The sequence below is a fragment of the Kordiimonas sp. genome, from assembly GCF_048260245.1.
Classification (GTDB): domain Bacteria; phylum Pseudomonadota; class Alphaproteobacteria; order Sphingomonadales; family Kordiimonadaceae; genus Kordiimonas.
This window is the reverse complement of sequence record NZ_JBLXGZ010000001.1, coordinates 1-22,180: the sequence shown is the minus strand read 5'-3', so window position 1 is coordinate 22,180 and position 22,180 is coordinate 1. Positions and strand designations below refer to the sequence as shown.

Annotated in this window: 19 protein-coding genes; 13 read left to right on the top strand and 6 right to left on the bottom strand. The window is 54.7% G+C overall.

Annotated features, from left to right (window positions below; all coding sequences use genetic code 11):
- Positions 1-124: 124 nt before the first annotated feature.
- Both ACN0VM_RS00095 and ACN0VM_RS00090 read left to right on the top strand, forming a co-directional pair.
- Positions 125-562, top strand: coding sequence for a hypothetical protein (locus ACN0VM_RS00095; protein WP_417448797.1), 438 nt, complete (start codon positions 125-127; stop codon positions 560-562).
- Entirely contained in the window at positions 552-1,502 is a 951-nt protein-coding gene (locus ACN0VM_RS00090) for a sterol desaturase family protein (RefSeq protein WP_417448796.1), read from the top strand. Before ACN0VM_RS00095 ends, ACN0VM_RS00090 begins: the two co-directional genes overlap by 11 nt.
- Positions 1,503-1,507: 5 nt before the next feature.
- Here ACN0VM_RS00090 and ACN0VM_RS00085 read toward each other — a convergent pair whose 3' ends face one another.
- Complete coding sequence (locus ACN0VM_RS00085) at positions 1,508-1,669, bottom strand: hypothetical protein (protein WP_417448795.1); 162 nt, start codon at positions 1,667-1,669, stop codon at positions 1,508-1,510.
- A gap of 212 nt (positions 1,670-1,881) precedes the next feature.
- On the opposite strand from ACN0VM_RS00085, the gene ACN0VM_RS00080 reads away from it, so the two are divergent.
- A complete protein-coding gene (locus ACN0VM_RS00080; RefSeq protein WP_417448794.1) occupies positions 1,882-3,063 on the top strand; it encodes an acetyl-CoA C-acyltransferase in 1,182 nt (393 codons plus the stop codon).
- A gap of 14 nt (positions 3,064-3,077) precedes the next feature.
- Positions 3,078-4,211, top strand: coding sequence for an acyl-CoA dehydrogenase family protein (locus tag ACN0VM_RS00075; protein ID WP_417448793.1), 1,134 nt, complete (start codon positions 3,078-3,080; stop codon positions 4,209-4,211).
- Between the two features lie 240 nt (positions 4,212-4,451).
- Here ACN0VM_RS00075 and ACN0VM_RS00070 read toward each other — a convergent pair whose 3' ends face one another.
- Entirely contained in the window at positions 4,452-5,285 is an 834-nt protein-coding gene (locus tag ACN0VM_RS00070; RefSeq protein WP_417448792.1) for a patatin-like phospholipase family protein, read from the bottom strand.
- 202 nt (positions 5,286-5,487) lie between these two features.
- Here ACN0VM_RS00070 and betB point away from each other — a divergent pair, with 202 nt between their 5' ends.
- The 3 genes from betB to ACN0VM_RS00055 all read left to right on the top strand — a co-directional run bounded on the left by betB (position 5,488) and on the right by ACN0VM_RS00055 (position 9,875).
- Positions 5,488-6,951 (top strand): betaine-aldehyde dehydrogenase, encoded by a 1,464-nt coding sequence (gene betB, locus ACN0VM_RS00065; protein ID WP_417448791.1) that lies wholly within the window; start codon positions 5,488-5,490, stop codon positions 6,949-6,951.
- Positions 6,951-8,636, top strand: coding sequence for a choline dehydrogenase (gene betA / locus ACN0VM_RS00060; RefSeq protein ID WP_417448790.1), 1,686 nt, complete (start codon positions 6,951-6,953; stop codon positions 8,634-8,636). The genes betB and betA overlap by 1 nt, the downstream gene beginning before the upstream one ends.
- A 72-nt stretch (positions 8,637-8,708) precedes the next feature.
- The gene (locus tag ACN0VM_RS00055) at positions 8,709-9,875 is read left to right on the top strand and encodes a BCCT family transporter (RefSeq protein ID WP_417448789.1); all 1,167 of its coding nucleotides are present in this window, start codon (positions 8,709-8,711) and stop codon (positions 9,873-9,875) included.
- A gap of 108 nt (positions 9,876-9,983) precedes the next feature.
- Here ACN0VM_RS00055 and ssb read toward each other — a convergent pair whose 3' ends face one another.
- Entirely contained in the window at positions 9,984-10,538 is a 555-nt protein-coding gene (ssb, locus tag ACN0VM_RS00050; protein ID WP_417448788.1) for a single-stranded DNA-binding protein, read from the bottom strand.
- 336 nt (positions 10,539-10,874) lie between these two features.
- Between ssb and ACN0VM_RS00045 the strand changes: the two genes are divergently transcribed.
- A complete protein-coding gene (locus ACN0VM_RS00045; protein WP_417448787.1) occupies positions 10,875-11,423 on the top strand; it encodes a hypothetical protein in 549 nt (182 codons plus the stop codon).
- Positions 11,424-11,546: 123 nt separating this feature from the next.
- Positions 11,547-12,620, top strand: a complete 1,074-nt coding sequence (locus ACN0VM_RS00040; protein WP_417448786.1) for a hemolysin family protein — start codon at positions 11,547-11,549, stop codon at positions 12,618-12,620.
- Here ACN0VM_RS00040 and ACN0VM_RS00035 read toward each other — a convergent pair.
- Positions 12,617-13,036, bottom strand: a complete 420-nt coding sequence (locus tag ACN0VM_RS00035; RefSeq protein ID WP_417448785.1) for a GFA family protein — start codon at positions 13,034-13,036, stop codon at positions 12,617-12,619. The genes ACN0VM_RS00040 and ACN0VM_RS00035 overlap by 4 nt on opposite strands.
- A gap of 153 nt (positions 13,037-13,189) precedes the next feature.
- On the opposite strand from ACN0VM_RS00035, the gene uvrA reads away from it, so the two are divergent.
- Entirely contained in the window at positions 13,190-16,051 is a 2,862-nt protein-coding gene (gene uvrA, locus ACN0VM_RS00030; protein WP_417448784.1) for an excinuclease ABC subunit UvrA, read from the top strand.
- Between the two features lie 33 nt (positions 16,052-16,084).
- Here uvrA and ACN0VM_RS00025 read toward each other — a convergent pair whose 3' ends face one another.
- On the bottom strand, positions 16,085-17,521 hold the full coding sequence (locus ACN0VM_RS00025) for an alpha/beta hydrolase (protein WP_417448783.1): 1,437 nt from the start codon (positions 17,519-17,521) through the stop codon (positions 16,085-16,087).
- A gap of 138 nt (positions 17,522-17,659) precedes the next feature.
- Here ACN0VM_RS00025 and ACN0VM_RS00020 point away from each other — a divergent pair, with 138 nt between their 5' ends.
- The 3 genes from ACN0VM_RS00020 (at position 17,660) to ACN0VM_RS00010 (ending at position 21,920) form a co-directional block, all read left to right on the top strand.
- Positions 17,660-19,162: a LytTR family DNA-binding domain-containing protein gene (locus ACN0VM_RS00020; protein ID WP_417448782.1), complete on the top strand. Its 1,503-nt coding sequence runs from the start codon at positions 17,660-17,662 to the stop codon at positions 19,160-19,162.
- Positions 19,163-19,303: 141 nt separating this feature from the next.
- The gene (locus ACN0VM_RS00015) at positions 19,304-20,902 is read left to right on the top strand and encodes a mucoidy inhibitor MuiA family protein (protein WP_417448781.1); all 1,599 of its coding nucleotides are present in this window, start codon (positions 19,304-19,306) and stop codon (positions 20,900-20,902) included.
- Between the two features lie 196 nt (positions 20,903-21,098).
- On the top strand, positions 21,099-21,920 hold the full coding sequence (locus ACN0VM_RS00010) for a substrate-binding periplasmic protein (RefSeq protein ID WP_417448780.1): 822 nt from the start codon (positions 21,099-21,101) through the stop codon (positions 21,918-21,920).
- Positions 21,921-21,936: 16 nt separating this feature from the next.
- On the opposite strand, the gene ACN0VM_RS00005 is transcribed toward ACN0VM_RS00010, so the two are convergent.
- On the bottom strand, positions 21,937-22,180 hold a 244-nt coding region (locus ACN0VM_RS00005; RefSeq protein ID WP_417448779.1), incomplete at its 5' end, for a DUF924 family protein.

Sequence of the window (22,180 nt, the reverse complement as noted above, 5' to 3'; positions counted from 1 at the left end):
CCTGAAAATATAAAACTAGGCGCGCAGCATGACAAGATTAAGACGACATTATTCGCTTCTGTTACATTCAAGACTTGACGGTCCAGTAAATACGCGCCTCTATAATGCATAAGGGAAGATTATTATGGATCCAGTACAGATTTTAGGCTCGCTTGCTGCCATTTTACTGTTGGCTTTTATCGCCATGCGCATGTTCCCCGTGAAAGCGCCGCTTGATGACGGCAAAGTCACGCGGAACCTGCAGCGGTATGAACCCGACGCAAAAATCAGCGAGATATATCTGACCGAAGACGGCAAAGCCGCCCTCATTCAGCTTCAGGCGCCAGCCAACGCGCTGGGGCTAACCGTGCAACTGGGCGACCGTGTGGTTTGCCGTGTGATTACGGGCCAGGATATTAAGCGCGCCGATATCAGCCATGGCAAGCTTGTCATCCACTTCGATGATTATACCCAACCCGCCATCAAACTGGCGTACGGCATCGAGGTGTTGCCCAAGGTGCAGGACCTTGTAAACACCGTCGCCACGTCTGGGCCGACAAAGGATATGCACCATGCCGCTTGAACTTGCCAAACCCACAGAACTGGCAGTGCCTGCTTTTGTGCTTTTTGTACTGGTGGAGATGATCTACGGCTGGCGCACGGGACGTGCGAAATTTGAAGGCAAGGACGCCCTCACCTCCTTGACCATGGGGCTTGGCAGCACCGTCTCCGGTGCGTTGACGGCAGGCCTCTTTTTTGTGCTCAGTTACTGGATTTGGGAAAACTTCCGCATTTTCGACCTTGGTGCCGGTGTTTGGGTTTTTGTGCTCGCCTTCGTGCTGGATGACTTTGCCTACTATTGGGTCCATCGCTTCGGGCACCGCATGCGCTGGATGTGGGCGGCTCATGTGATCCATCACTCAAGCCAGCATTATAACCTGACAACCGCACTAAGGCAGACGTGGACGGGCCAGTTCACCCCGGGTTTCCTGTTCAAGGTTCCTCTGTTCCTTTTGGGCATCGAACCGGCGATCGTATTTTTTGTTGCGGCCCTCAACCTGATCTACCAGTTCTGGATTCATACCGAAGCCATCGGCCGTATGCCGCGCTGGTTTGAAGCCGTGATGAACACCCCAAGCCACCACCGGGTACACCATGCCAACAACCCCAAGTATCTGGATGCCAACTATGCTGGTGTGTTTATTATCTGGGACAAGATGTTCGGCTCCTTCATCCCCGAAGATAAGGATGAACCCTGCCGGTATGGCCTTGTGCGCGACCTTGGCACCTTTAACCCGCTTCGTGTTGCCACGCACGAGTGGGTCGGTATCTTCAGGGATATCTGGCACGCGAGATCATGGAAACACCGCGCCCTGTACCTGCTGGCGCCACCGGGCTGGACACCGGACGGCAGCCGCAAGACAAGCGATATGATCCGCGCCGAATGGCTCGCGCGGCAAGGAAAAATAGCGCATGATGCGGAAAAACCCGAGGCACCGACCGCGCCCCAGGCCGCTGAATAGCCAGGTTATTTAGGGCGGTTCGCCGCGACCTTGTCGACAATCACGCCAAGAATGCCGCCGACAATACCACCCGCAAGTGCCTCAAGACTGGCGACAAAAGGCAGCCATTTGCCGATGATCGCGCCCAGCACCAGCCCGGCGAAAACATAAAACCCGATCCGCGTCATACCTGCTCTCCCTTGTTTCCGCCAGTCTGGCGTCGCCCGCTCATATAAACACGGTGCAGTGCACAGTCAATTCCATCAATTTATTTTGCACTTGCGAAATAATTGTTTTTTGGCAAAGTGTCGGCAATCAAAATTCGACCCAAGTTTCGAAGCAGAATTCGACAGGCACGTGGCAACAGCGCACGGCCTTAAAGATCAGAAGGAGAGCCCCAATGTCACAGGATCCAATCGTTATTGTCGGTATGGCCCGCACGCCAATGGGTGGGTTGCTTGGCGACCTGTCTACCGTTCCAGCGTCCGAACTTGGCGCCATTGCGATCCGCGGGGCACTCAAAAGCGCGGGCATCGAAGCAGACACCGTCAACGAAACAGTGATGGGCTGTGTGCTGCCCGCGGGCCAAGGTCAGGCCCCTGCCCGCCAGGCCAGCCGCAAAGCTGGCATCCCCGACGGCACCGGCGCTGTGACGGTTAACAAAATGTGTGGATCTGGCATGCAGGCAATGATGCAGGCGCATGACAGCCTTGTGGCCGGGTCTCGTAAGGTTGTTGTGGCAGGCGGCATGGAAAGCATGTCCCTTGCACCGCACCTGCTGCCATGCGGCCGGACCGGCGTGAAATATGGCAACGCACAGGTGCTTGACCATATGGCGCTTGACGGCCTGACTGATGCTTATGCTGGTGAACCAATGGGTGTGTTCGCTGAACTATGTGCCGAACGCTACCAGTTCACCCGCGACGCGCAGGACGCCTATGCCATTGAATCACTCAAGCGCGCGCAACGCGCGATCGAGGATGGCTCCTTTGACGATGAAGTGGTGGCCGTCACGGTAAAATCCCGCCGCGGCGATGTGGAAGTATCAACCGACGAACAGCCACCAAAAGCCCGGCTGGACAAAATCCCCGGCCTTCGCCCCGCCTTCAAGAAGGACGGCACGGTCACCGCAGCGAATGCCAGCTCCATCTCTGACGGGGCAGCAGCCCTTGTGATGATGCGCCAAAGCGAAGCCAAGGAACGTGGCCTGACGCCGCTTGCTGTTCTGAGGGCCCACGCTGACCACGCCCAGGCGCCAGAATGGTTCACCACAGCACCAGTAAAAGCTATCCAGAATGTGCTTGATAAAGCCGGTTGGAGCGTGGGTGACGTTGATCTTTTTGAAGTAAACGAAGCCTTTGCCGTGGTTGCCATGGCCGCGATCCACGAACTGGCGCTTGACCACGACAAGGTAAACGTCAACGGCGGCGCCTGTGCCCTTGGTCATCCGATTGGCGCGTCCGGTGCGCGCATCTGCGTGACACTTATCAACGCACTCAAGAAACGTGGCCTCAAACGCGGTGTGGCCAGCCTGTGCATCGGTGGTGGTGAGGCCACCGCTGTCGCCATCGAGCTTGTGTAAGGCCGGAGCACGACATGATCCTCACAGAAGAGCAACGCATGGTGCGGGATATGGCCCGCTCCTTTGCGCAGGACCGTATTGCCCCCAATGCGCGCGAGTGGGAAAAGGCCGGCGAAATCCCGGCTACTTTCCTGCGCGAAATGGGCGAACTGGGCCTGATGGGCATGACAGTGCCCGAAGAATGGGACGGCGCCGAGACTGATTATGTCTCATACGCGCTGGCGTTGATGGAAATCGCAGCAGGGGATGGTGGTCTCTCGACCCTGATGAGCGTCAACAACGCTCCGGTATGTGCCGCTGTGCTCGCCAACGGTAGCGATGCGCAGAAGGAAAACTACCTGCGCCCCCTCGCGCGCGGTGAGATGATCGGCGCTTTTTGCCTGACGGAACCACAAGCGGGCTCTGACGCGTCCATGCTCAAGACCAAAGCTGAACGCACCAATTCAGGCTGGGTCCTCAATGGTACCAAGCAGTTCATCACCTCGGGCAAAATCGGTGGTGCGGCAATTGTCTTTGCTGTCACCGACCCAAGCGCAGGCAAGCGCGGCATATCTGCCTTCCTCGTCCCGACAGACACGCCAGGCTATACGGTTGCAGGGCTTGAACACAAGCTGGGCCAGAAGTCGTCGGACACCTGCCAGATCGCCTTTGTCGACATGGAAGTACCAACCGACTGCCTGTTGGGGGCAGAAGGCGCGGGTTATAAAGTGGCGCTATCGAACCTTGAGACTGGCCGTATCGGCATTGCCGCCCAAAGCGTTGGTATGGCGCGCGCCGCATATGAATATGCGCTGGTTTACGCGCAGGAACGTGAAGCCTTTGGCAAGGCGATTATTGACCATCAGGCTGTGGGTTTCCGCCTTGCCGATATGGCAACCGAACTCAAGGCGGCGGAACTGATGGTGCTGAATGCCGCAGCCATGAAAGATGCGGGCGAACCATGCCTCAAGGAAGCCTGCATGGCGAAACTCTTTGCCAGCGAAGCAGCTGAGAAAATTTGTTCCGCCGCGATCCAGACACTTGGTGGTTATGGTTATCTGGCGGAATATCCGGTTGAAAAGATTTACCGCGATGTGCGCGTGTGCCAGATCTACGAGGGCACGTCGGATATCCAGCGCATTGTCATCGGCCGCGAAATCAACCGATAACAAGAAAGCCCGGAAGCGTTTGCCTCCGGGCTTTTTCTTTATGATCACGTATGGGATAAACATCCAGACAAGCGTCATGGTGAAAGCGGGCCCAGGCCCAATAACGAAGGAACCCATGAATGAAGGCCAATTGATGTCCAGGCACCCAGCAAGCGCTTCTGATTTTCTATTGAATGTGGTTCATAATCTGAACATTCAATCGGTCATTGGCCTGCTAAATAGTGCGAATTTGTATGACCGTCAGGACGCAGCAACCTCATAACCTCGTGCTCCAAGGCCAGCCAGTATATCCGGCAACACCGCCTCTGTCGCTAGGCGGCCAAGAGCAATCAGTTCGTTAGCTTTGCGAAAATCCATCACATCTATATGGCCAATGGCAGGTGCGATAATATGATCAGGCTTGTCAGCCTCCAACCTCACGCGCGAGAGAGAGCGTAGAAGAAGCGCAATGCCAAGCCGCGCGGTACGCATTGGCGCCCGCCCTGCCCGGTCATTATCTGGCTCAAACCCGCGCTTGACCGCCCGCTGGGCATAATCCCCCTGCAGATCTACTGCAATGACTATATCTGCCCCCAATTCGCGTGCGGCCGACACCGGAATTGGGTCAATCAAGCCACCATCAGCCAACAGCATACGACCCGTTGCCACGGGAGGCAGCACCCCCGGCACCGCAGACGAGGCCATCAAGGCGGTCGCAACATCGCCTTTTTTAAGTACAACACGCTCTCCGCTAATAAGGTCGGCAGCGATAGCTACAAATGGCTTGGGCATCTCCTCAATTGTCATGACGCCAAAGTGTTCCCGCAATCGTTTCTCGATTTTGCGCACCCCAATGAGACCACCCTGCTTAAAACCAAACTCGCTCATCGCCAGCATGTCGCGGATCTTAACGTCGCGAGCGATCTGCTCCAATTCATCCAATATGTCCGCTGCAACACAAGCACCCACAATAGAGCCGATACTGGTCCCGGAAATTACATCAGGATGGATACCAGCCTCTTCTAGCACGCGCACCACACCAATATGGGCCCAGCCAAGCCCGGCCCCGCCGCCTAGCGCTAAACCTATTTTCATAGAGTTTCCTTTATCTTATCTTTCGTTCGCCCTAATCATTGCAGGCGACACTAATGCATTCAAGTGCCCGAAAAATGGCAACATCTGATCAAATTACCCTTTTTATTGAACCGTCATTCAAGTTAAACATTACAACACTAGTTGCTGTAAGGAATTAGTGTTGGGATACCATGCCATCGATACCTTAGCGAGAAAGAGCCAGATGACAGATACACTTTATAAGAATTACGTTGGTGGCAAATTCATCGACAATGGAACAGGTGAAAGCCTGTCTGTCGTCTTTCCCGCGACCGGTGAGGAGATTTACCGTGTGGAGGTTGCAAGCCAGGCCGTATTGGACGCGGCTGTTTTGGCTGCACACAAGGGTTTCAAAGTATGGTCTGCGTTGAGCGGCGTGGAACGTTGTCGCATTCTGTTAAAGGCGGTCGCTTTGCTCCGTGAGCGTAATGACGACTTGGCCCAAATTGAAGTGATGGATACCGGCAAACCATGGCAAGAGGCCTCCACGGTCGATATTGCCACGGGCGCGGATTCTATTGAATTTTTTGCGGGTCTTGCCGCCTCAATTGAAGGAAACCAGCAAGATATCGGTGAAGATTTTTATTATACCCGACGCGAACCTCTTGGCATATGCGCGGGCATTGGAGCCTGGAACTACCCTCTACAGATTGCTTGCTGGAAAGCTGCTCCGGCGCTTGCATGCGGAAACTCCATGATTTTCAAGCCCTCGGAAGAAACGCCGCTAGGCGCGATCAAACTGGCAGAAATCTTCACTGAAGCTGGTTTGCCACCTGGCGTTTTTAACGTGGTTCATGGCGGCGCCGAGGTTGGTCGCTGGCTTACGCGGAATGACCGTATCGCAAAAATATCCTTCACCGGCGAAGTTGATACAGGCAAAGAGGTCATGGCAGCCAGCGCGAACTCCCTTAAACAGATCACGATGGAACTTGGCGGCAAATCGCCCCTGATCATATTCGACGATGCAGATGTTAACGAGGCGGTCTCAGCTGCAATGTTGGCAAATTTCTATACACAAGGTGAGGTCTGCACCCATGGCACCCGAGTTTTTGTGCAGCGCGGGCTCTATGACACCTTCCTCAAGCACATAAAAACACGTACCGAAACCGGCATAGTCGTTGGTAATCCAATGCACCACTCCACGAATATGGGTGCCTTGATTTCTGCTAAACACCGTGATCTCGTACTTTCTTACATCGACAAAGGCAAGCGCGAGGGTGGCAGCTTGATAACGGGTGGACGTACTATGTCCCCAATGGGTTGCGAAGGTGGATATTTTATCGCCCCAACCATCTTCGCCGACTGTAGCGATAGCATGACAATCTGCCGAGAAGAGATATTCGGTCCGGTCATGGCAGTCCTGCCGTTTGATACCGAAGAAGAGGTAATCGCACGGGCGAATGATACACACTATGGTCTTGCCTCAGGCATTTACAGTAGTGATCTGCGCAGAGCTCACCGGGTGGCACACCAGATGCAAGCTGGTATTTGCTGGATCAATGCTTATGGTGCCTCTCCTTCAGAGATGCCTGTTGGCGGTTATAAACAGTCCGGCATTGGCCGTGAAAACGGTATGGAAACTCTAAAATACTATACCCAGTTGAAAGCGGTTTACATAGGCATGCGTCCAATCGAAAGCCCATTCTGATGCAAAGGGAGTTTGATTTCATCATCATTGGCGCAGGCTCCGCCGGATGTGTCCTGGCCAACCGCCTGACCGCAAGCGGCAGGTATTCAGTTTTATTGCTTGAGGCCGGTGGTTCGGACCGTAGTATATTTATCCAGATGCCGACGGCGCTATCCATTCCGATGAACACACAGAAATACGCGTGGCAGTTTCATACGGAGCCAGAGCCCGGACTTGACGGACGGCAAATGCATTGCCCGCGAGGCAAGGTGCTGGGTGGTTCGTCCTCAATCAATGGCATGGTCTACGTCAGAGGCCACGCAAGTGATTTTGATGGATGGGCAGATCTCGGTGCAGACGACTGGGACTATGCGCACTGCCTGCCCTACTTTAAAAAAGCCGAACATTGGGCCTTTGGTGGTGATGCATACCGCGGCGACGCCGGACCCTTGGCAACTAACAACGGCAATAATATGCAAAACCCGCTATATCGTGCATTTATTGATGCAGGCAAACAGGCAGGATATCTGGAAACGGGTGATTATAACGGGTTTCAACAGGATGGCTTTGGCCCTATGCATATGACCGTGAAAGGCGGAGTGCGCTGGTCTGCTTGCAATGCCTATCTTCGGCCCGCCATGAGCCGACCAAACCTCACCGTGCTGACCGGCGTGAGAGTTGAGAGCCTGACAATGGAAGGAAAGCGCGTCACCGGAGCCTTGTACAACCGTTCCGGCAAGCGCGAAAAGGTTGTCGCGAAACGAGAGGTCATTTTGTCAGCCGGCCCGATCGGGTCGCCCCACATACTGCAACTATCTGGTATTGGTCCCGCCGACACCCTTCGTGATGCTGGGATATCAGTGAAACACGAGCTTCCCGGGGTGGGAGAAAATTTGCAAGACCACATCGAATTCTATTTTCAGTTCACTTGCAAGCAGCCCATTACTCTTAACGGCAAGCTGGACTGGTTCAACAAGGGACTGATAGGTGCGCAGTGGTTGTTAAGCAAAAAGGGGCTCGGGGCCACCAATCACTTTGAGTCATGTGGCTTCATCCGGTCCAGCGCAGGTGTACCTTATCCCGACATGCAGTATCACTTTCTACCGGCTGCCATTCGCTATGACGGCAAATCCCCCTTTAGCGGCCACGGTTTCCAAGTACATGTGGGCCACAATAAACCCAAAAGTCGCGGGCATATAAAGGCCCACTGTGATGACCCACGCAAACCTCCTGCTATTCGCTTCAATTATCTAAGTCACGAAGACGATGTTGCCGGCTTCCGTGCCTGCGTCAGGCACACTCGCGAAATTATCAACCAACCAGCATTCGATCCCTTTCGCGGTGAGGAGATTCAGCCCGGCGCAACGGTTAAAACTGACCCGGAAATTGACGCCTTCGTGCGCAGCTCTGTTGAGAGCGCCTATCACCCATCCTGTAGCTGCAAGATGGGCAGCGATGCTATGGCCGTTGTTGACCCGGAAACCCGGGTGCACGGTCTGAGCGGACTTCGCGTGGTCGACTCTTCTATTTTCCCTAGCATTACAAATGGGAACCTGAATGCACCAACTATCATGGTTGCCGAACGCGCCGCAGACATAATTTTGGGGCACGAGCTTCTTGCGCCTGAACCAGTCGCAAGCTTTCAAGACGATGATTGGCGACACAAACAACGCTTGAGCGCACCACAACGCCCCACACACGGTTAAAACATGGCCGTCGAGAAAATAATAGGAGCATCACATCCGGCAAGAAAGTAAGACCAGAAGCAGGGAGCGTATATGACGTTCTGGCTCAGCGCGGGAATTATTTTCACCCTTGGCATGGTTGGTTTTATCATGCTGAAGTGGGGACGTGTAAGCTGCAAGGGGCCTTCCCCTACGACACCCTTCACCTTTATTGCCATCCTGTTCACCTCAGGACTGGATGTGGGACTAATCATGTTCCCACTGACGGAATTTCCAGTATATGCAGACACCCTCAAAAATCCGGCCTATGGTTTCACTAATCCACTTGCCATTGAATTTGGATTTTGGGGATTTCTGATCTGGAGCTTCTACTTCCTGACCTGTTTTTACTTCTGCATCCTTGAGCCCAGGGTAGGTTTTTTTAAGCTTAAACCCGTCTGGCTAATCAATAATATTGTAATCATCGCCACATGCGCATTCACTGCCTATTTACTGCTTTCCAATTTGCCGTGGTATATCCCGGCGCTGGCGGTAATCAATGGTTCGCCAGCGGTTTTCACCGGCATCGTCTTTACTGTCATCGCTCTGGCAGTCTATTCCAGCACCGATTTAAAATATGTGCGTATTCTCAGCTTGTCCAGTTCGTGGCTTTTTCTTGCGCTGATTACATTGTTGTGGTGCCTTGCTTTTGTCATTGGCGACTATCCAGCCAACGCATATTTAAGCACCCTTGCGCTAATCGGTGGATATTTCACCAACATCGACCACTTCATTCTGCCGATAAACGACTACCATGAGTTTTACTTATACTGGTGGTTTGCCTGGAGCATCATGATAGGCCAATTTACGTCCCGCTTTGTCGGTGGTCTTCCGACCTATCAGGTCTTCCTAGCCATGGTGGTGGTGCCGTCCGTTCCGATTGCCCTGTGGTTTACCGTCCTCTATTTCTACCACCTGAATGATATTGCTATTAACGGATTGGTGAACTGGGCAATGATTTTTGTCGGTGTCACTTTCGTCGTCAATTCACTCGACTCACTCGTCCGGTTATATACAGAGAACCTTGGCCTGACAGTCGAACGGTTCGGACGCACCCGGTACTTTCTCGGTAACTTCATAGCCCTATCGCTGCTAACCTTGGCTTTCAGCGGGGACTTTCTGGAGATCCAGTGGATTGGCGCGATAGTGATCGGCATCATGTTCTTCGGTTTTGTATTCATACTTGGCAATAAAAGAGCGGCGTTGCACGACATTCGCTAGTCGCTGAAACTGTTAAACAATCTCGTTTGGTTGTTCGGTGTAAAAATGAAAAAAATGGCCAAGACCGACAGTCTTGACCATTCGATTATTAATATTTTCAGTGTGGAATCAGAAGGGAATTTCATCGTCAAGGTCCGCGCTGCCGCCAGCAAAACCGCCGGCCTGTGCACCGGCCTGACTTCCTCCTCGACCAGCCTGCGAACCACCTTGATTACCTTGACCGCCGCCGAAGCCTCCGCCTTGATTACTCCCGTAATCATCGCCGTAGCCGGATTGGTTATTGTCGCCAAAACCGCCGCCCTGATTATCGCCACGGCCACCCAGCATGGTCAATTCACCGCGGAAACGCTGCAGTACCACTTCGGTGGTGTATTTCTCGACGCCTTGCTGGTCCGTCCACTTGCGGGTCTGAAGCTGGCCCTCGATATAAACGGTTGAGCCTTTTTTCAGATACTGCTGCGCTACCTTGGCAAGGTTTTCGTTAAAGATGACTACCCGGTGCCATTCGGTGCGCTCCTTGCGCTCGCCGGACTGGCGGTCCCGCCATGTCTCAGACGTGGCGATGGAGAGATTCACCACCGGTGAGCCGTCATTCATCGTCCGGACTTCAGGGTCACGACCCAGATTGCCCACCAAAATTACCTTGTTAACGCTACCGGCCATCAAAGCCCCCTTCTTAATCTTCTGTCAGCGCCAAACTCATACACTGGCGCTCCTGCGTCCGCGACCATAGACCAAGCCAGCGGGCGCTTCAAACCTAAAGCACATGCCGCATGATCAAAATCACATGTTCCATTTTTGTTCTTATTTTTAGCACAGCGGTGCACCGCGCACAAGCCTGAGCAAAACCCGCACTAAACCTTGCCCTTTCGTCGCGACACTGGCCCAGTTCACCGCATCAGGCGGTGCCCCTGCCCGTTTTCAAGTTATACTATAGTCTGGCGGCTGTTTTGGGCTTTGGTGCAGCTTGGGTTCAGAAGAAACATCAGAGGATCAGCCATGCAGAAAACCACCCTTCGTATTGCCAGCCTCTGCACGCTCTGTTTATTGCCCGGCAGCCTGTGGACCCTTGCATCACCCGCATCCGCGCAGCCCGCAGCGGCCGCGTCGCCCTGCGCGTCCGGCCCCGCCTTCCGGGAGTTTGATTTCTGGGTAGGAAACTGGAAAGTATCAGACCGCGGCACCGGCCACCATGCCGGTCATAATATGGTCAGAAAAATTGAAGGCGATTGTGCGCTTTATGAGGACTGGCGCGGCCAAGGCCGTAGCAGTGGCAAAAGCATCAACTATTATAACCCCGTCAGCAAACGCTGGCGACAGGTTTGGGTTTCTGCCAGGGCCTACTCGCTGGATATCGAAGGTGGCATCAAAGAAGTTTCCATGTTTATGGAAGGCACCATCTGGCATTATGCAAATGGTACAAGCGCGCCTTTTCGCGGGACCTGGACACCAAACAAGGACGGCACCATCCGCCAGTTCTTTGAGCAGTATGATGCGGAGAAAAAAGCATGGCAGCCGTGGTTCGATGGGCTCTATGAGCGTCAATGACTAGAAAGACAGCCTCACTCCTCGCGAATGGCCCTTCCCTGCATCCGGCACACCTTGACGTGACAGACGGTCACGCAAAGATTAAGCTGTGGTCCACTGTTATAAATTGTCATGGGACATTACATGCTGCTGCTCATCCTTTATCTTTTGCTCGCAATCTGCGTGTCGTTCCTGTGTTCGGTCGCAGAGGCGGTCATCCTGTCGGTTCGCCCGGTCTATGTTGCCACCCTCGCGAAGAAACGCCGCAAGGGCGCGAGCGCGCTCAAACGCTTGCGCGAAAATCTCGACCGGCCGCTCGCCGCTATCCTGATTTTGAATACCATCGCCCATACCGTTGGCGCGGCGGGCGTGGGCGCACAGGCAGCAGCGGAGTTCGGCAGCCAGTATATTGCGGTAACGTCAGCCGTACTGACCCTGCTTATTCTGGTCCTGTCTGAAATTATCCCAAAAACCCTGGGCGCGGCCTATTGGCAAACGCTAGCACCCTATGTGGCCATTGCACTCTTGTGGGTCATGCAGGTGCTGTCGCCGCTTGTGTGGCTATCAGAGAAGTTAACCCGGCTGATTGCCCGCAAGGACGTGCATGCCTTCACATTCAGCCGCGATGAAATGACCGCCATGGCGCAGATCGGCGCAGAAGAAGGCCTGCTTGACGAAAAAGAACTCAAGATTGTGCGCAATGTCATGCGCCTGCACCGGTTCCAGGTGCGCGATATCATGTCGCCGCGTGCGGTGATGTTCGCGCAGGCCGGATCACGCACGGTGGGAGAGTTTTTCAAAGACCACGCCGACAATCCCTTCTCCCGCATTCCGCTTTATGACGGCACGCCGGACGAGATCACCGGCTATGTGCTCAAGCAGGATCTGTTCATTGCCCAGGCGCGGGACGAATTTGACCGCAAGCTTGATGAATTCCGCCGTGACCTGCCCGCCGTCCCGGAGAATATCACCGCCTCGCACGCTTATGACCGGTTGATGCACGACAAGAACCACATTCTGCTTGTCGTGGACGAATACGGCACCACCCAAGGCCTGCTTACCCTTGAGGATGTGGTTGAAACCCTCGTGGGGCTTGAGATCACCGACGAGCTTGATACCGAAACCGACATGCAGAAACTGGCGCGCGAACGCTGGCGTGAACGCATGATCAAGCTCGGCATCGATACCGCAGAATGGGACAGGGAGGCAGGCAACTAATCTGTGCCATTGTCTGCCGGGTACTGCCGTGCCCCGGGGACCGGCGGTATATCCGCCCAACGGCTTTTGGTGTATATTTCATAGACAATCGCAATATCTGCCGGTTCATCAAGTGTGCCTGTACTGACCGCCATATCGTTGGCGTCAGCCGCACTTTCCCATGTCATGGGTGTGCCACACCGGATACAGAAACGCCGTATAGCGATATCACTGGCATACGCCCTGCCTTCCGGCTCAGTAAGCCACCTAAAATGTCCGTCCTCCGGATTGGTGAAGGTCATGAACGGCCCGCCGCCGTTTTTCTGGCAATCCCGACAGTGGCAGTTCCCCGTCCGGCTGCCTTCTATGTTGATTTCATAGCGTACATACCCGCACAGACAACCACCCTGCCGCAAATCCACTTTTGATTTCACCACGCTAGCCTCCTCCTAAAGTTTGTTCTTTATTTGTTCCAAAATGCACATTATTGTCAAGCGGCTTGACACATCATGAGCCAAAGGCCACTTGATGACGTATACAGCACAGTAGATTTCATTCATTTGTTCCGATCAGCGTTTTGAGAGACAGCCATGCTCACAGAGATTTCGGTTCGCGGCGCACGCGAGCACAACCTCAAATCAGTCAATGTGGATATCCCGCGCGACAAACTTGTTGTGATCACCGGGCTGTCTGGTTCCGGCAAGTCCTCATTGGCATTTGACACCATTTATGCTGAAGGCCAACGACGCTATGTCGAGAGCCTCAGCGCCTACGCGCGCCAGTTTCTGGAATTGATGCAAAAGCCGGATGTAGACCACATTGAAGGGCTGTCACCCGCTATCTCCATTGAGCAGAAAACAACCAGCAAAAACCCACGCTCTACTGTGGGTACGGTAACCGAGATTTACGACTATATGCGGCTTCTGTGGGCGCGTGTCGGCACCCCCTACTCGCCCGCAACCGGCCTCCCGATAGAGAGCCAAACCGTGAGCCAGATGGTTGACCGCATCATGATGCTGGGCGACGGCACCCGGCTTTACGTCACGGCGCCCATCGTTCGCGGCCGCAAGGGTGAATATAAAAAAGAACTGGCTGAATTGCAGAAACGCGGCTTCCAGCGTGTGAAGGTAGACGGCGAGTTTTACCTTATCGAAGAAGCGCCGACCCTTGATAAAAAATACAAACATGACATTGATGTCGTGGTTGACCGCCTTGTGCTCAAAGAAGGGCTGGAGCAGCGTCTCGCTGACAGTGTCGAAACTGCACTTGACCTTGCTGACGGCCTGTTGGTGGTCGAAGAAGTAGCGAAAGGCGGTGAAAGCGGCAAACGCCACCTGATGTCCGCCAAATTCGCTTGCCCTGTTTCCGGCTTTACAATTGAAGAGATTGAACCACGGCTGTTCTCCTTCAACAATCCGTTTGGCGCGTGCCCCACCTGTGACGGTTTGGGCAAAAAGCTGTATTTCGATCCGGAACTGGCTGTGCCGGACAGCGGCAAAACCATCCGCGAAGGTGCGCTGGCCCCTTGGGCCAACAAAGCCAACAACCCGTCACCATTCTATTTTCAAGCGCTCGACGCCGTTGCCAACCATTTTGGCATCTCGATCGATACCAAATGGAGGGACGTGCCGCAGGAAGCCAAACATGCGTTCCTCTACGGCACCGGGAAAAAAACGGTGACCATCGTCTATGCCGACGGTAAACGCCGCTTTGAGGTCAACAAGCCATTTGAAGGTGTGCTGCGCAACATTGAACGTCGCTGGCGCGAGACCGACAGCAACTGGATGCGGGACGAACTATCAAAATATCAGGCCTCCACAACCTGCACAGCGTGTGAGGGCAAACGACTCAAGCCCGAGGCACTGGCGGTTAAAATCGCCGATCACGACATCGGCATGATCACAGACCTCTCAGTACTTGCCGCCTATGACTGGTTTGTCGAATTGCCCAAACACTTGAGCGAAAAGCAGCAAGCCATTGCCGAGAAGGTGCTGAAGGAAATTCAGGAGCGCCTGGGTTTTCTTGTTAATGTAGGACTTAATTATCTCACCTTAAGTCGTTCATCTGGAACGCTTTCTGGCGGAGAGAGTCAGCGTATTCGCCTAGCATCCCAGATTGGGTCAGGTCTTACTGGCGTACTCTACGTTCTGGACGAACCCTCCATTGGCCTGCATCAGCGTGACAATGATCGCCTGCTTGAAACACTCAAGAACCTGCGCGATATCGGTAATACGGTCTTGGTGGTCGAACATGACGAAGATGCCATCCGCACCGCCGACTATGTAATAGATATGGGTCCCGGTGCCGGGGAACATGGCGGCATGATCGTGTCTGAGGGCACGCCTGACAAGATCATGGCATGCGACAAAAGCCTGACTGGCCAGTATCTCACCGGCAAACGTGCGGTGCCGATTCCGGCAGAGCGCAGGCCGGGTCACAAGGGCAAGTTCGTAACCGTCAAGGGCGCAACCGCCAATAACCTCAAGTCCGCGACGGCATCGGTGCCGCTGGGCACGCTGACATGCATTACCGGTGTATCTGGTTCAGGCAAATCCACCTTTACCATTGAAACGCTATATAAGGCCGTCGCCAAGCATCTGAACGGGGGTCGTGTGACCCCGGGCGCGCACGAGGCCGTTGAAGGGCTTGAGCATCTAGACAAGATTGTTGATATCGACCAAAGCCCCATCGGCCGTACACCGCGCTCCAACCCCGCGACCTATACCGGCGCTTTTGGACCAATTCGCGACTGGTTCGCCGGGTTACCCGAGGCGTTGGCGCGCGGCTACAAACCCGGTCGTTTCTCTTTTAACGTCAAGGGTGGCCGCTGCGAAGCCTGCAAGGGTGACGGCATGATCAAGATCGAGATGCACTTCCTGCCGGACGTTTATGTACAGTGTGACCAGTGCAAGGGCAAACGCTACAACCGCGAAACACTGGAAATTCGCTTTAAAGATAAATCAATATCCGATGTTCTTGATATGACAGTTGAAGACGGGGTCGAATTTTTCAAGGCTGTTCCCAACATTCGCAACAAGCTCGACATGCTGGAGCAGGTCGGCCTGAGTTACATCCGCATCGGACAGCAGGCGACCACGCTTTCGGGCGGTGAAGCCCAGCGCGTGAAATTGGCAAAGGAACTGTCGAAACGCTCCACCGGCAAGACGCTGTACATTCTGGATGAGCCAACAACCGGGCTGCATTTTGAGGATGTTCGGAAGCTGATGGAGGTGCTGCAAGCCCTTGTAAACCAAGGAAACACCGTGGTTGTCATCGAACATAACCTTGAGGTTATAAAGACGGCAGACTGGATTATAGATCTTGGCCCCGAGGGCGGCGACGGCGGCGGCGAGATTGTCGCCACCGGCACGCCGGAAGATGTCGCGAAAGTCACGCGCAGCTATACCGGCCAGTATCTGGCTCCTGTGCTCAAGCGGCAGACGGCGGAATAAACCGCCCACCTGCGCTACTTTGAACCCGCGGCTTTACTCTTCAGGTGCTAGGTCCATCAACTTGTTGGTGACGGTCAACTTTGGCTGGGACCTCCCTTCCATAAAGGCGTTGATCGCTGCTTGCACCTCGGGCGAAGACATGAACAGGTTATGCCCTGCGTTCACCACAGTGACATGGGTCAGGTTCGTCAGGCCAGCCACAGCCTCCGCCTGACCTTCCAGATAGGTGCGGCCATCCAGCGTGCCGCTGAAAAGCAGGACCGGCACATCGCTGACCGGCCCCGCGCGGAAAGTGTCACCAAGGTCAAGCTCAGGCGCAACCCTGTCATAGTGATAGGTGAAGTTGAGCCAATCACCCAGGACCGCTTGCTTCGCCTGTTCTTTCACAAGCTGGCGACGTTTCTCGCTCATACCGGAGGCCACATCCATCAAGGTTGACATTGCATCCATCTTGATTGGCTCGCCGGGAATAAACCAGTCCGCCAGCAAAGCTTCAAAGGGGGCAAGAATACCGTTATCCATCGCCCGATAAAGCGCCAGCAAGCGGCGCTGCGACCATGGGTCCGACACAAAATAGGAGGCTAGCTGCTGCATATCGCGTTTGTGGAACAGATAGTCCTTTATCGTGCCGTCTTTCATCGAGGCATGCAGCAAGGCGGGCTTTGTATCCAACCGCGCATGTACCCGGCGCATCATGGCCTTAATCTCACCATAGGCGGCTTGGGCAGCAGGCTGGCTGTCAACTGCGGCCTGCAGTCGGTCAAGATATGCATCGGTACGCGCCGGCAGTTTGATGGTCTGATCGAGCCCCTCGGCGCTTGAGATCACCACCTTGTCAACATGGTTGCCCATTGTCTTGAGTGCAGAAAATGCCAGATGGCTACCGTAAGAAGTGCCCCACAGCACAACCTTGTCAACGCCAAGGCTGCGGCGTAGGTCATCAATGTCACGGGCGTTCTCTACCGTATTATATCCGGCCACATCCACGCCCTCAGCCTGCCAGAAGGCCAGGCATTCCTTGAACGCCGCGCGGTGAAGGGCGATATAATCTGCGTCTGAGATAGATACGGTGGCGGGTACTGTTTTGCCTGACGTGCACTCGGGCAGAATGTCGGATGCGCCGGTCCCGCGCTGATCAAGCGCGATGACATCACCGTAAGCCCGTAGGGCCATGAACATGTCGAAGCGGCGATATTTGGCCGTGCGCACGCCTGAGCCTCCCGGCCCACCCGCCAGATAAATAATCGGAGGCCCTGCCTGTTTGCTCGTGGCCGGGAAACGCACGTAACTTACCGGTATCAGGCGGCTATCCGGGTTTTGGCGGTTCTCAGCCACCATGAGCTTGCCGCGGTAAGCTGCCACCGTCTGACCGTCTTTGCCCTCAAAAGTAAACGCCTGTTCCTCGGCGACGCCTGAAGCCGCACCGGACATAAACGCCGCCATCATCACTGTCATGATCATATTTTTCATATTATATCTCCACATCAAAACATCATGTGTTTGCAATGTGCGCAGTTTTTTCGTTATTTCATGGCCTTGTCGGCCAACGGTCATGACCGTTCGGTAAGCGGTATTGATTTAAGTCCCCTAATGGTAGATTGCACAGACATGAAAAACTGCCTAGTCATTCTCGCTTTGCTTACGCTACTCAGCGCCCCCGCGCGGGCACAACTATATGCGCCCATCGATACTGCCGCTGTCGTGGTCTGTGAGGCCAATGGCCAGACAGAAATACCGGCGGATTTCACAGGCCCCGGTTGCGAGAGTGTGGGCGGCCATTATGTGAACCCTCATAAAAGGCTGATCTGGGTCAAGGGCTACGTTGAAGTACCGGAAACACTTGCCGCAACAAATATCCCACTTGGCTTTTTTATCTCGGCCAAGGCATCCAGTACCATCTGGCTAAACGGCAAGAAACTTGGCAGTAACGGCATTCCGGCATCGACAGAAAAAGCAGAGACCCCCGGCAAGATGGACGCTGTGCTGCCGCTGCGGCCCGGCCTTCTCAAAGCCGGCGATAACGAGGTGATTATCCTCATGTCCGGTTATCACGGTTTCTTCCGGCTGATGGCACCACTGCACTTCATTGCCGTCGCGCCCTATATGGCACCGACGGATGATATTCTGCGCGGCTATCTTCCGGCCTTTCTACCGCTTGGTGTGTTGCTCATAGGCGCGTTCTATTTCGGGGTGCTGGCGCTGCGCCGCCGCCACCGACGGGAGCTGCTGCTCGTTCCACTCGCCGCGCTGTTTGCGGCGGGACAATTGCTGGCAGAAGTTGCCCGCGGGCTGTGGGCATATGACTATCCCTTCCACGATATAAGACTGGCTCTCATTTTTTTATGTGCTTGTGCAAGTGGTGCCAGCCTTTTCCTGCATGTGTTATTGCGGTTCGCGCCTAAGCGACGGCTCGGCATAGCGGTTGTCGCCGTCGCTATCTTTATGGCAGTGGTGCTGCCCGCTGGCGGATTCGACGTCAAATCAACGCTCGCGCTACTGGTGCCAAGCCTGCTTGCGGCACTGATAGCCGGTTATGCCGCCATCCATAGGCGAGCGCCGCATGCCCTCGCCTATGCCCTCGCCTTATTCCTGTTCGCTGGCATTATCCTGCTGGCGCCCACACGCTTTCTTGACATTTATTTTTATTATTGTGTCGCTGCCTTGCTGCTGTTCCTTTTTGTCCAGCAAATCCGCCAACAAGTGGCGGATAGCCATTTGCGCGCGCAAGAGAAAGCCCGCGCCGACCGGCTTCAACTTATCCTCGACGAAAGCCGGGAGCAGACAAACCCCAGCAACGTTACGGTCAGCAGCGCGGGCAAGGTCGACGTGATTTCCAGCAGTGATATCGTCTTCTGCAAGGGGGCGGGTGACTATGTTGAACTGACGACCACCAACCGGGGTGCTGTGCTGCATAACGCGCGGCTCAGCGACCTTGAAGCCGAATTGCCCGGCACCTTCCTGCGGGTGCACCGGTCCTACCTCGTAAACACAGCTTTTGTTGCAGCGCTCGAACGCGACCCCTCGGGTGCCGGTCGTCTTGAGCTCACAAGCGGTGGCCAGATTCCGGTCAGCCGTCGCATCATGCCGCAGGTTCGCAAGGCCCTGCGCTGACGTGCCCCACTGAGGCCGCCATGAAGTTAACACGATTATATGCTTAATCTGGCGTTCAGACGGTCTCTGCCACAAAGTCGGGGACGAATGTGCAATTAAGCATGATTTGCCGGAACAAACAAACAACCGACGAGGTAACCGATGAAACAGCAACTCTCTGTGCTACCATTTCTCGCAATCTCAGCAACAAGCGGCGCTTACAGCGATGACTTCACTCTGGCAGCACCGATCGAAGCGGTTACCGTATACCAGACAGGCGGCGCGCTGGTACAGCGTGAGGCCCGCCTTGACCTGCCCGCAGGTAGCCACAGGGTCACAGTATCCGGGCTGACCGCGTCACTTGACGCAGGCTTTGGTGTGAACGCGGGCGCTGACGGCCTCAGCATCACTAATGTGCATAATACCACAAGCTATCTGCCCGCTCCCCGCTCTGTCAGCCAGATGGCGCTGGAAAAACAGCTTTCGCAAGCCCGCGACGCGCTGGCGCAAACAGAAAATGCCATTGGTAGCGCCGATATGCGACTAGCGTACCTGCGCGGCCTCGGTGACAATGGCACCGCCGGTAAAGACTGGCAAAGCGCACTTGATTTCATCGGAGACAAGACCAAGGCATTGATGGCGGAGAAACACACGCTTGTTGGCAAACGACGTGAGCAGGCGGCACTTGTGACAGCGCTGGAGCAGGAAATTGCCGCCACCAGCGGTCGTTCAGACCGCACCTATAACGCGGTGATCAATGTCGAGGTGCCCAAAGCTGGTAACTACACCTTTGACATTAGCTATCTGGTACACAGTGCCAGTTGGGGCATCACCACCGACGCCAACCTGAACACGGAGGCAACACAGGCTGAGATCAACCTGACGGCCGATGTGCGCCAATCCAGTGGTGAGGCTTGGGACAATGTGAACCTCAGCCTGTCGACCTCGCGCCCCTCATGGAATATAGCAGCGCCGGAGATGAACCCCGAATTCCTGCGCGTGTACGACCGGGACGAGATGCGCCGCCCGATAGATGCCGCAGCGGAATACGCCCCAGCGCCGCGCGCCATGGCCGACCAAAAAGCCGAACGGTTGCAGTCTTCGCAGATGGTAAGCCAAACCGCGACTACCTATGATATGAGCTTTAACCTCAACAATTCGGCCAGTGTGCCCTCAACCGGCACGCCTCAGCAATATCTTATGCAAACGGTCAGCCTCGATGCCGATATCATCACGCGTATCACCCCGCGCTACGACAGCCAGAACGCATATGTCTATGCTGATGTAATCATTGATGGCCTGCCCCACCTGTCGAGCGTTTCCGCCAAGCTTAGCCGCGATGGCCACTATGCCGGACGCGGCCGCTGGCCAAACCTGTTACAGGGAGAGAAGACCGAACTTCCATTTGGTACCGACAGCGGCATCAAGGTTGAGACCATCACAAGCCCGTCACGCGACGGCGACACCGGCTTCTTTGGCAAAAAGAATGTGGAGGAAGAACGCCTTGTCTACCGTGTGACCAACAACCGCGACAAAAAGGCCGTGGTTGAGGTAACCGACCGCCTGCCTGTCCCCGCACATGAGGACGTAAAGGTGGAACTGCTCAAGGGCGCGACACAGGCCACCACAAAAGATGTGGACAGCAAAGCCGGTGTTATAACCTGGAAAAAGGAACTGGCGCCAGGTGAAGTTTGGGAAATTCGCCACGAATACCGCATCACCTATCCCTCCGACATGGCGTTGCAGCGGTCAAGGTCCTGACGCAACTGCTAAGAAACAGCGAAATTCACCTAAAATTCGCGATAAATTTTATCTGCCGCGGGCTTGTCCTGCGGGAGATATATTTTTAAACACCTCTGGTAGTAGTTTGTTTACCCCAACCTGAGATGATGCAGATGGTTTTGAGTCAACTGCACCCGCCAGAGCGGCCATCGTTATCACGAGGAACAAAGCATTGATGCCGCTTTTATCACTGAAGAAATTGTTATTGTGTGTCACCTTTGCTGTTTCTCATATCTCATGCACCCTATTCTTTACAGAAGCGGCAACCGCCCAGTCCCAGAAGGAAAATGCTGCGATAATTCGTGTTGCAACTCGTAATTTCCTGCCTCCATACATCTATGAGCAGGCCAAAACCGGCATCGAAATCGATCTTATCAATGCCATTTTCCGTGATACAGGATATCACATCGAATATGTGCAGTTGCCGCGAATTCGTATGATTTCAGCTTTTGAGGGAGCACAATTGGATGGCATCCTCACCCAGAATATCGGTGCTTCGGATACCGGCTGTGCCACCAGCAGCTATATCGAGCATCAAAACGTTGGCCTGACGGTTAAAGATCGACACCTGAAGCTCGACACCCTGGCTGAACTGAAGAACTATGCGGTGATTTCCTTCTCCGGTGCCACACGATATCTGGGCGAGGAGTTTCGCGACGCTGTCCGAGGCGCAAAACGTTATACGGAATCCGGCGAACAGGGTACCCATATTTCGCTGCTATACAAGGGGCGCTTTGACGTGGCCGTTGGCGATAGCTGGATCTTGGGGCTTGCGCAAAAGCGTCACTTTGACCATACGGGCGAACGCGTGGAACTCGAAGTCCATCCGATCATGCCTGCAAGCCAATATGTGGCCCGCTTTCACGATCAGGCAGTATGTGACGCGTTCGATGCCTCTCTCGCCAAGATCCAGCATAACGGTACCTACGCTGAGATATGGGCCGGTTACCGCGCCCGCATCTACGTAGAGTCCGGCTTTGAAAAGCCCCGGCGCTGACAAACCCGAGCCTTTTCTAGAAACTGCTGCCCGGCTGTTTGAGAAACTCGATTTCCTCTGGCGTGCTCTCCCGGCCCAGCGCTGTGTTCCGGTGCGGATAACGGCCAAAGCGGCCGATGATCACTTTGTGTTTATGCTCAAACTCCAGGTTATGCTCCAGCCCCGTCCCGGAGAAGAGTTTCACTGCCTCCTCATGCATGGTCGCACTTTCGCTGTGCATATAGGGCATATAAAGGAACGCACGACGCTCAGCACTCCAG

Bases quoted from the DNA above. Each gene is read 5' to 3' on its own strand.
- ACN0VM_RS00095 (WP_417448797.1), top strand. From the start codon at position 125: ATGGATCCAGTACAGATTTTAGGCTCGCTTGCTGCCATTTTACTGTTG.
- ACN0VM_RS00090 (WP_417448796.1), top strand. From the start codon at position 552: ATGCCGCTTGAACTTGCCAAACCCACAGAACTGGCAGTGCCTGCTTTT.
- ACN0VM_RS00085 (WP_417448795.1), bottom strand. From the start codon at position 1,669: ATGACGCGGATCGGGTTTTATGTTTTCGCCGGGCTGGTGCTGGGCGCG.
- ACN0VM_RS00080 (WP_417448794.1), top strand. From the start codon at position 1,882: ATGTCACAGGATCCAATCGTTATTGTCGGTATGGCCCGCACGCCAATG.
- ACN0VM_RS00075 (WP_417448793.1), top strand. From the start codon at position 3,078: ATGATCCTCACAGAAGAGCAACGCATGGTGCGGGATATGGCCCGCTCC.
- ACN0VM_RS00070 (WP_417448792.1), bottom strand. From the start codon at position 5,285: ATGAAAATAGGTTTAGCGCTAGGCGGCGGGGCCGGGCTTGGCTGGGCC.
- betB (WP_417448791.1), top strand. From the start codon at position 5,488: ATGACAGATACACTTTATAAGAATTACGTTGGTGGCAAATTCATCGAC.
- betA (WP_417448790.1), top strand. From the start codon at position 6,951: ATGCAAAGGGAGTTTGATTTCATCATCATTGGCGCAGGCTCCGCCGGA.
- ACN0VM_RS00055 (WP_417448789.1), top strand. From the start codon at position 8,709: ATGACGTTCTGGCTCAGCGCGGGAATTATTTTCACCCTTGGCATGGTT.
- ssb (WP_417448788.1), bottom strand. From the start codon at position 10,538: ATGGCCGGTAGCGTTAACAAGGTAATTTTGGTGGGCAATCTGGGTCGT.
- ACN0VM_RS00045 (WP_417448787.1), top strand. From the start codon at position 10,875: ATGCAGAAAACCACCCTTCGTATTGCCAGCCTCTGCACGCTCTGTTTA.
- ACN0VM_RS00040 (WP_417448786.1), top strand. From the start codon at position 11,547: ATGCTGCTGCTCATCCTTTATCTTTTGCTCGCAATCTGCGTGTCGTTC.
- uvrA (WP_417448784.1), top strand. From the start codon at position 13,190: ATGCTCACAGAGATTTCGGTTCGCGGCGCACGCGAGCACAACCTCAAA.
- ACN0VM_RS00025 (WP_417448783.1), bottom strand. From the start codon at position 17,521: ATGAAAAATATGATCATGACAGTGATGATGGCGGCGTTTATGTCCGGT.
- ACN0VM_RS00020 (WP_417448782.1), top strand. From the start codon at position 17,660: ATGAAAAACTGCCTAGTCATTCTCGCTTTGCTTACGCTACTCAGCGCC.
- ACN0VM_RS00015 (WP_417448781.1), top strand. From the start codon at position 19,304: ATGAAACAGCAACTCTCTGTGCTACCATTTCTCGCAATCTCAGCAACA.
- ACN0VM_RS00010 (WP_417448780.1), top strand. From the start codon at position 21,099: ATGCCGCTTTTATCACTGAAGAAATTGTTATTGTGTGTCACCTTTGCT.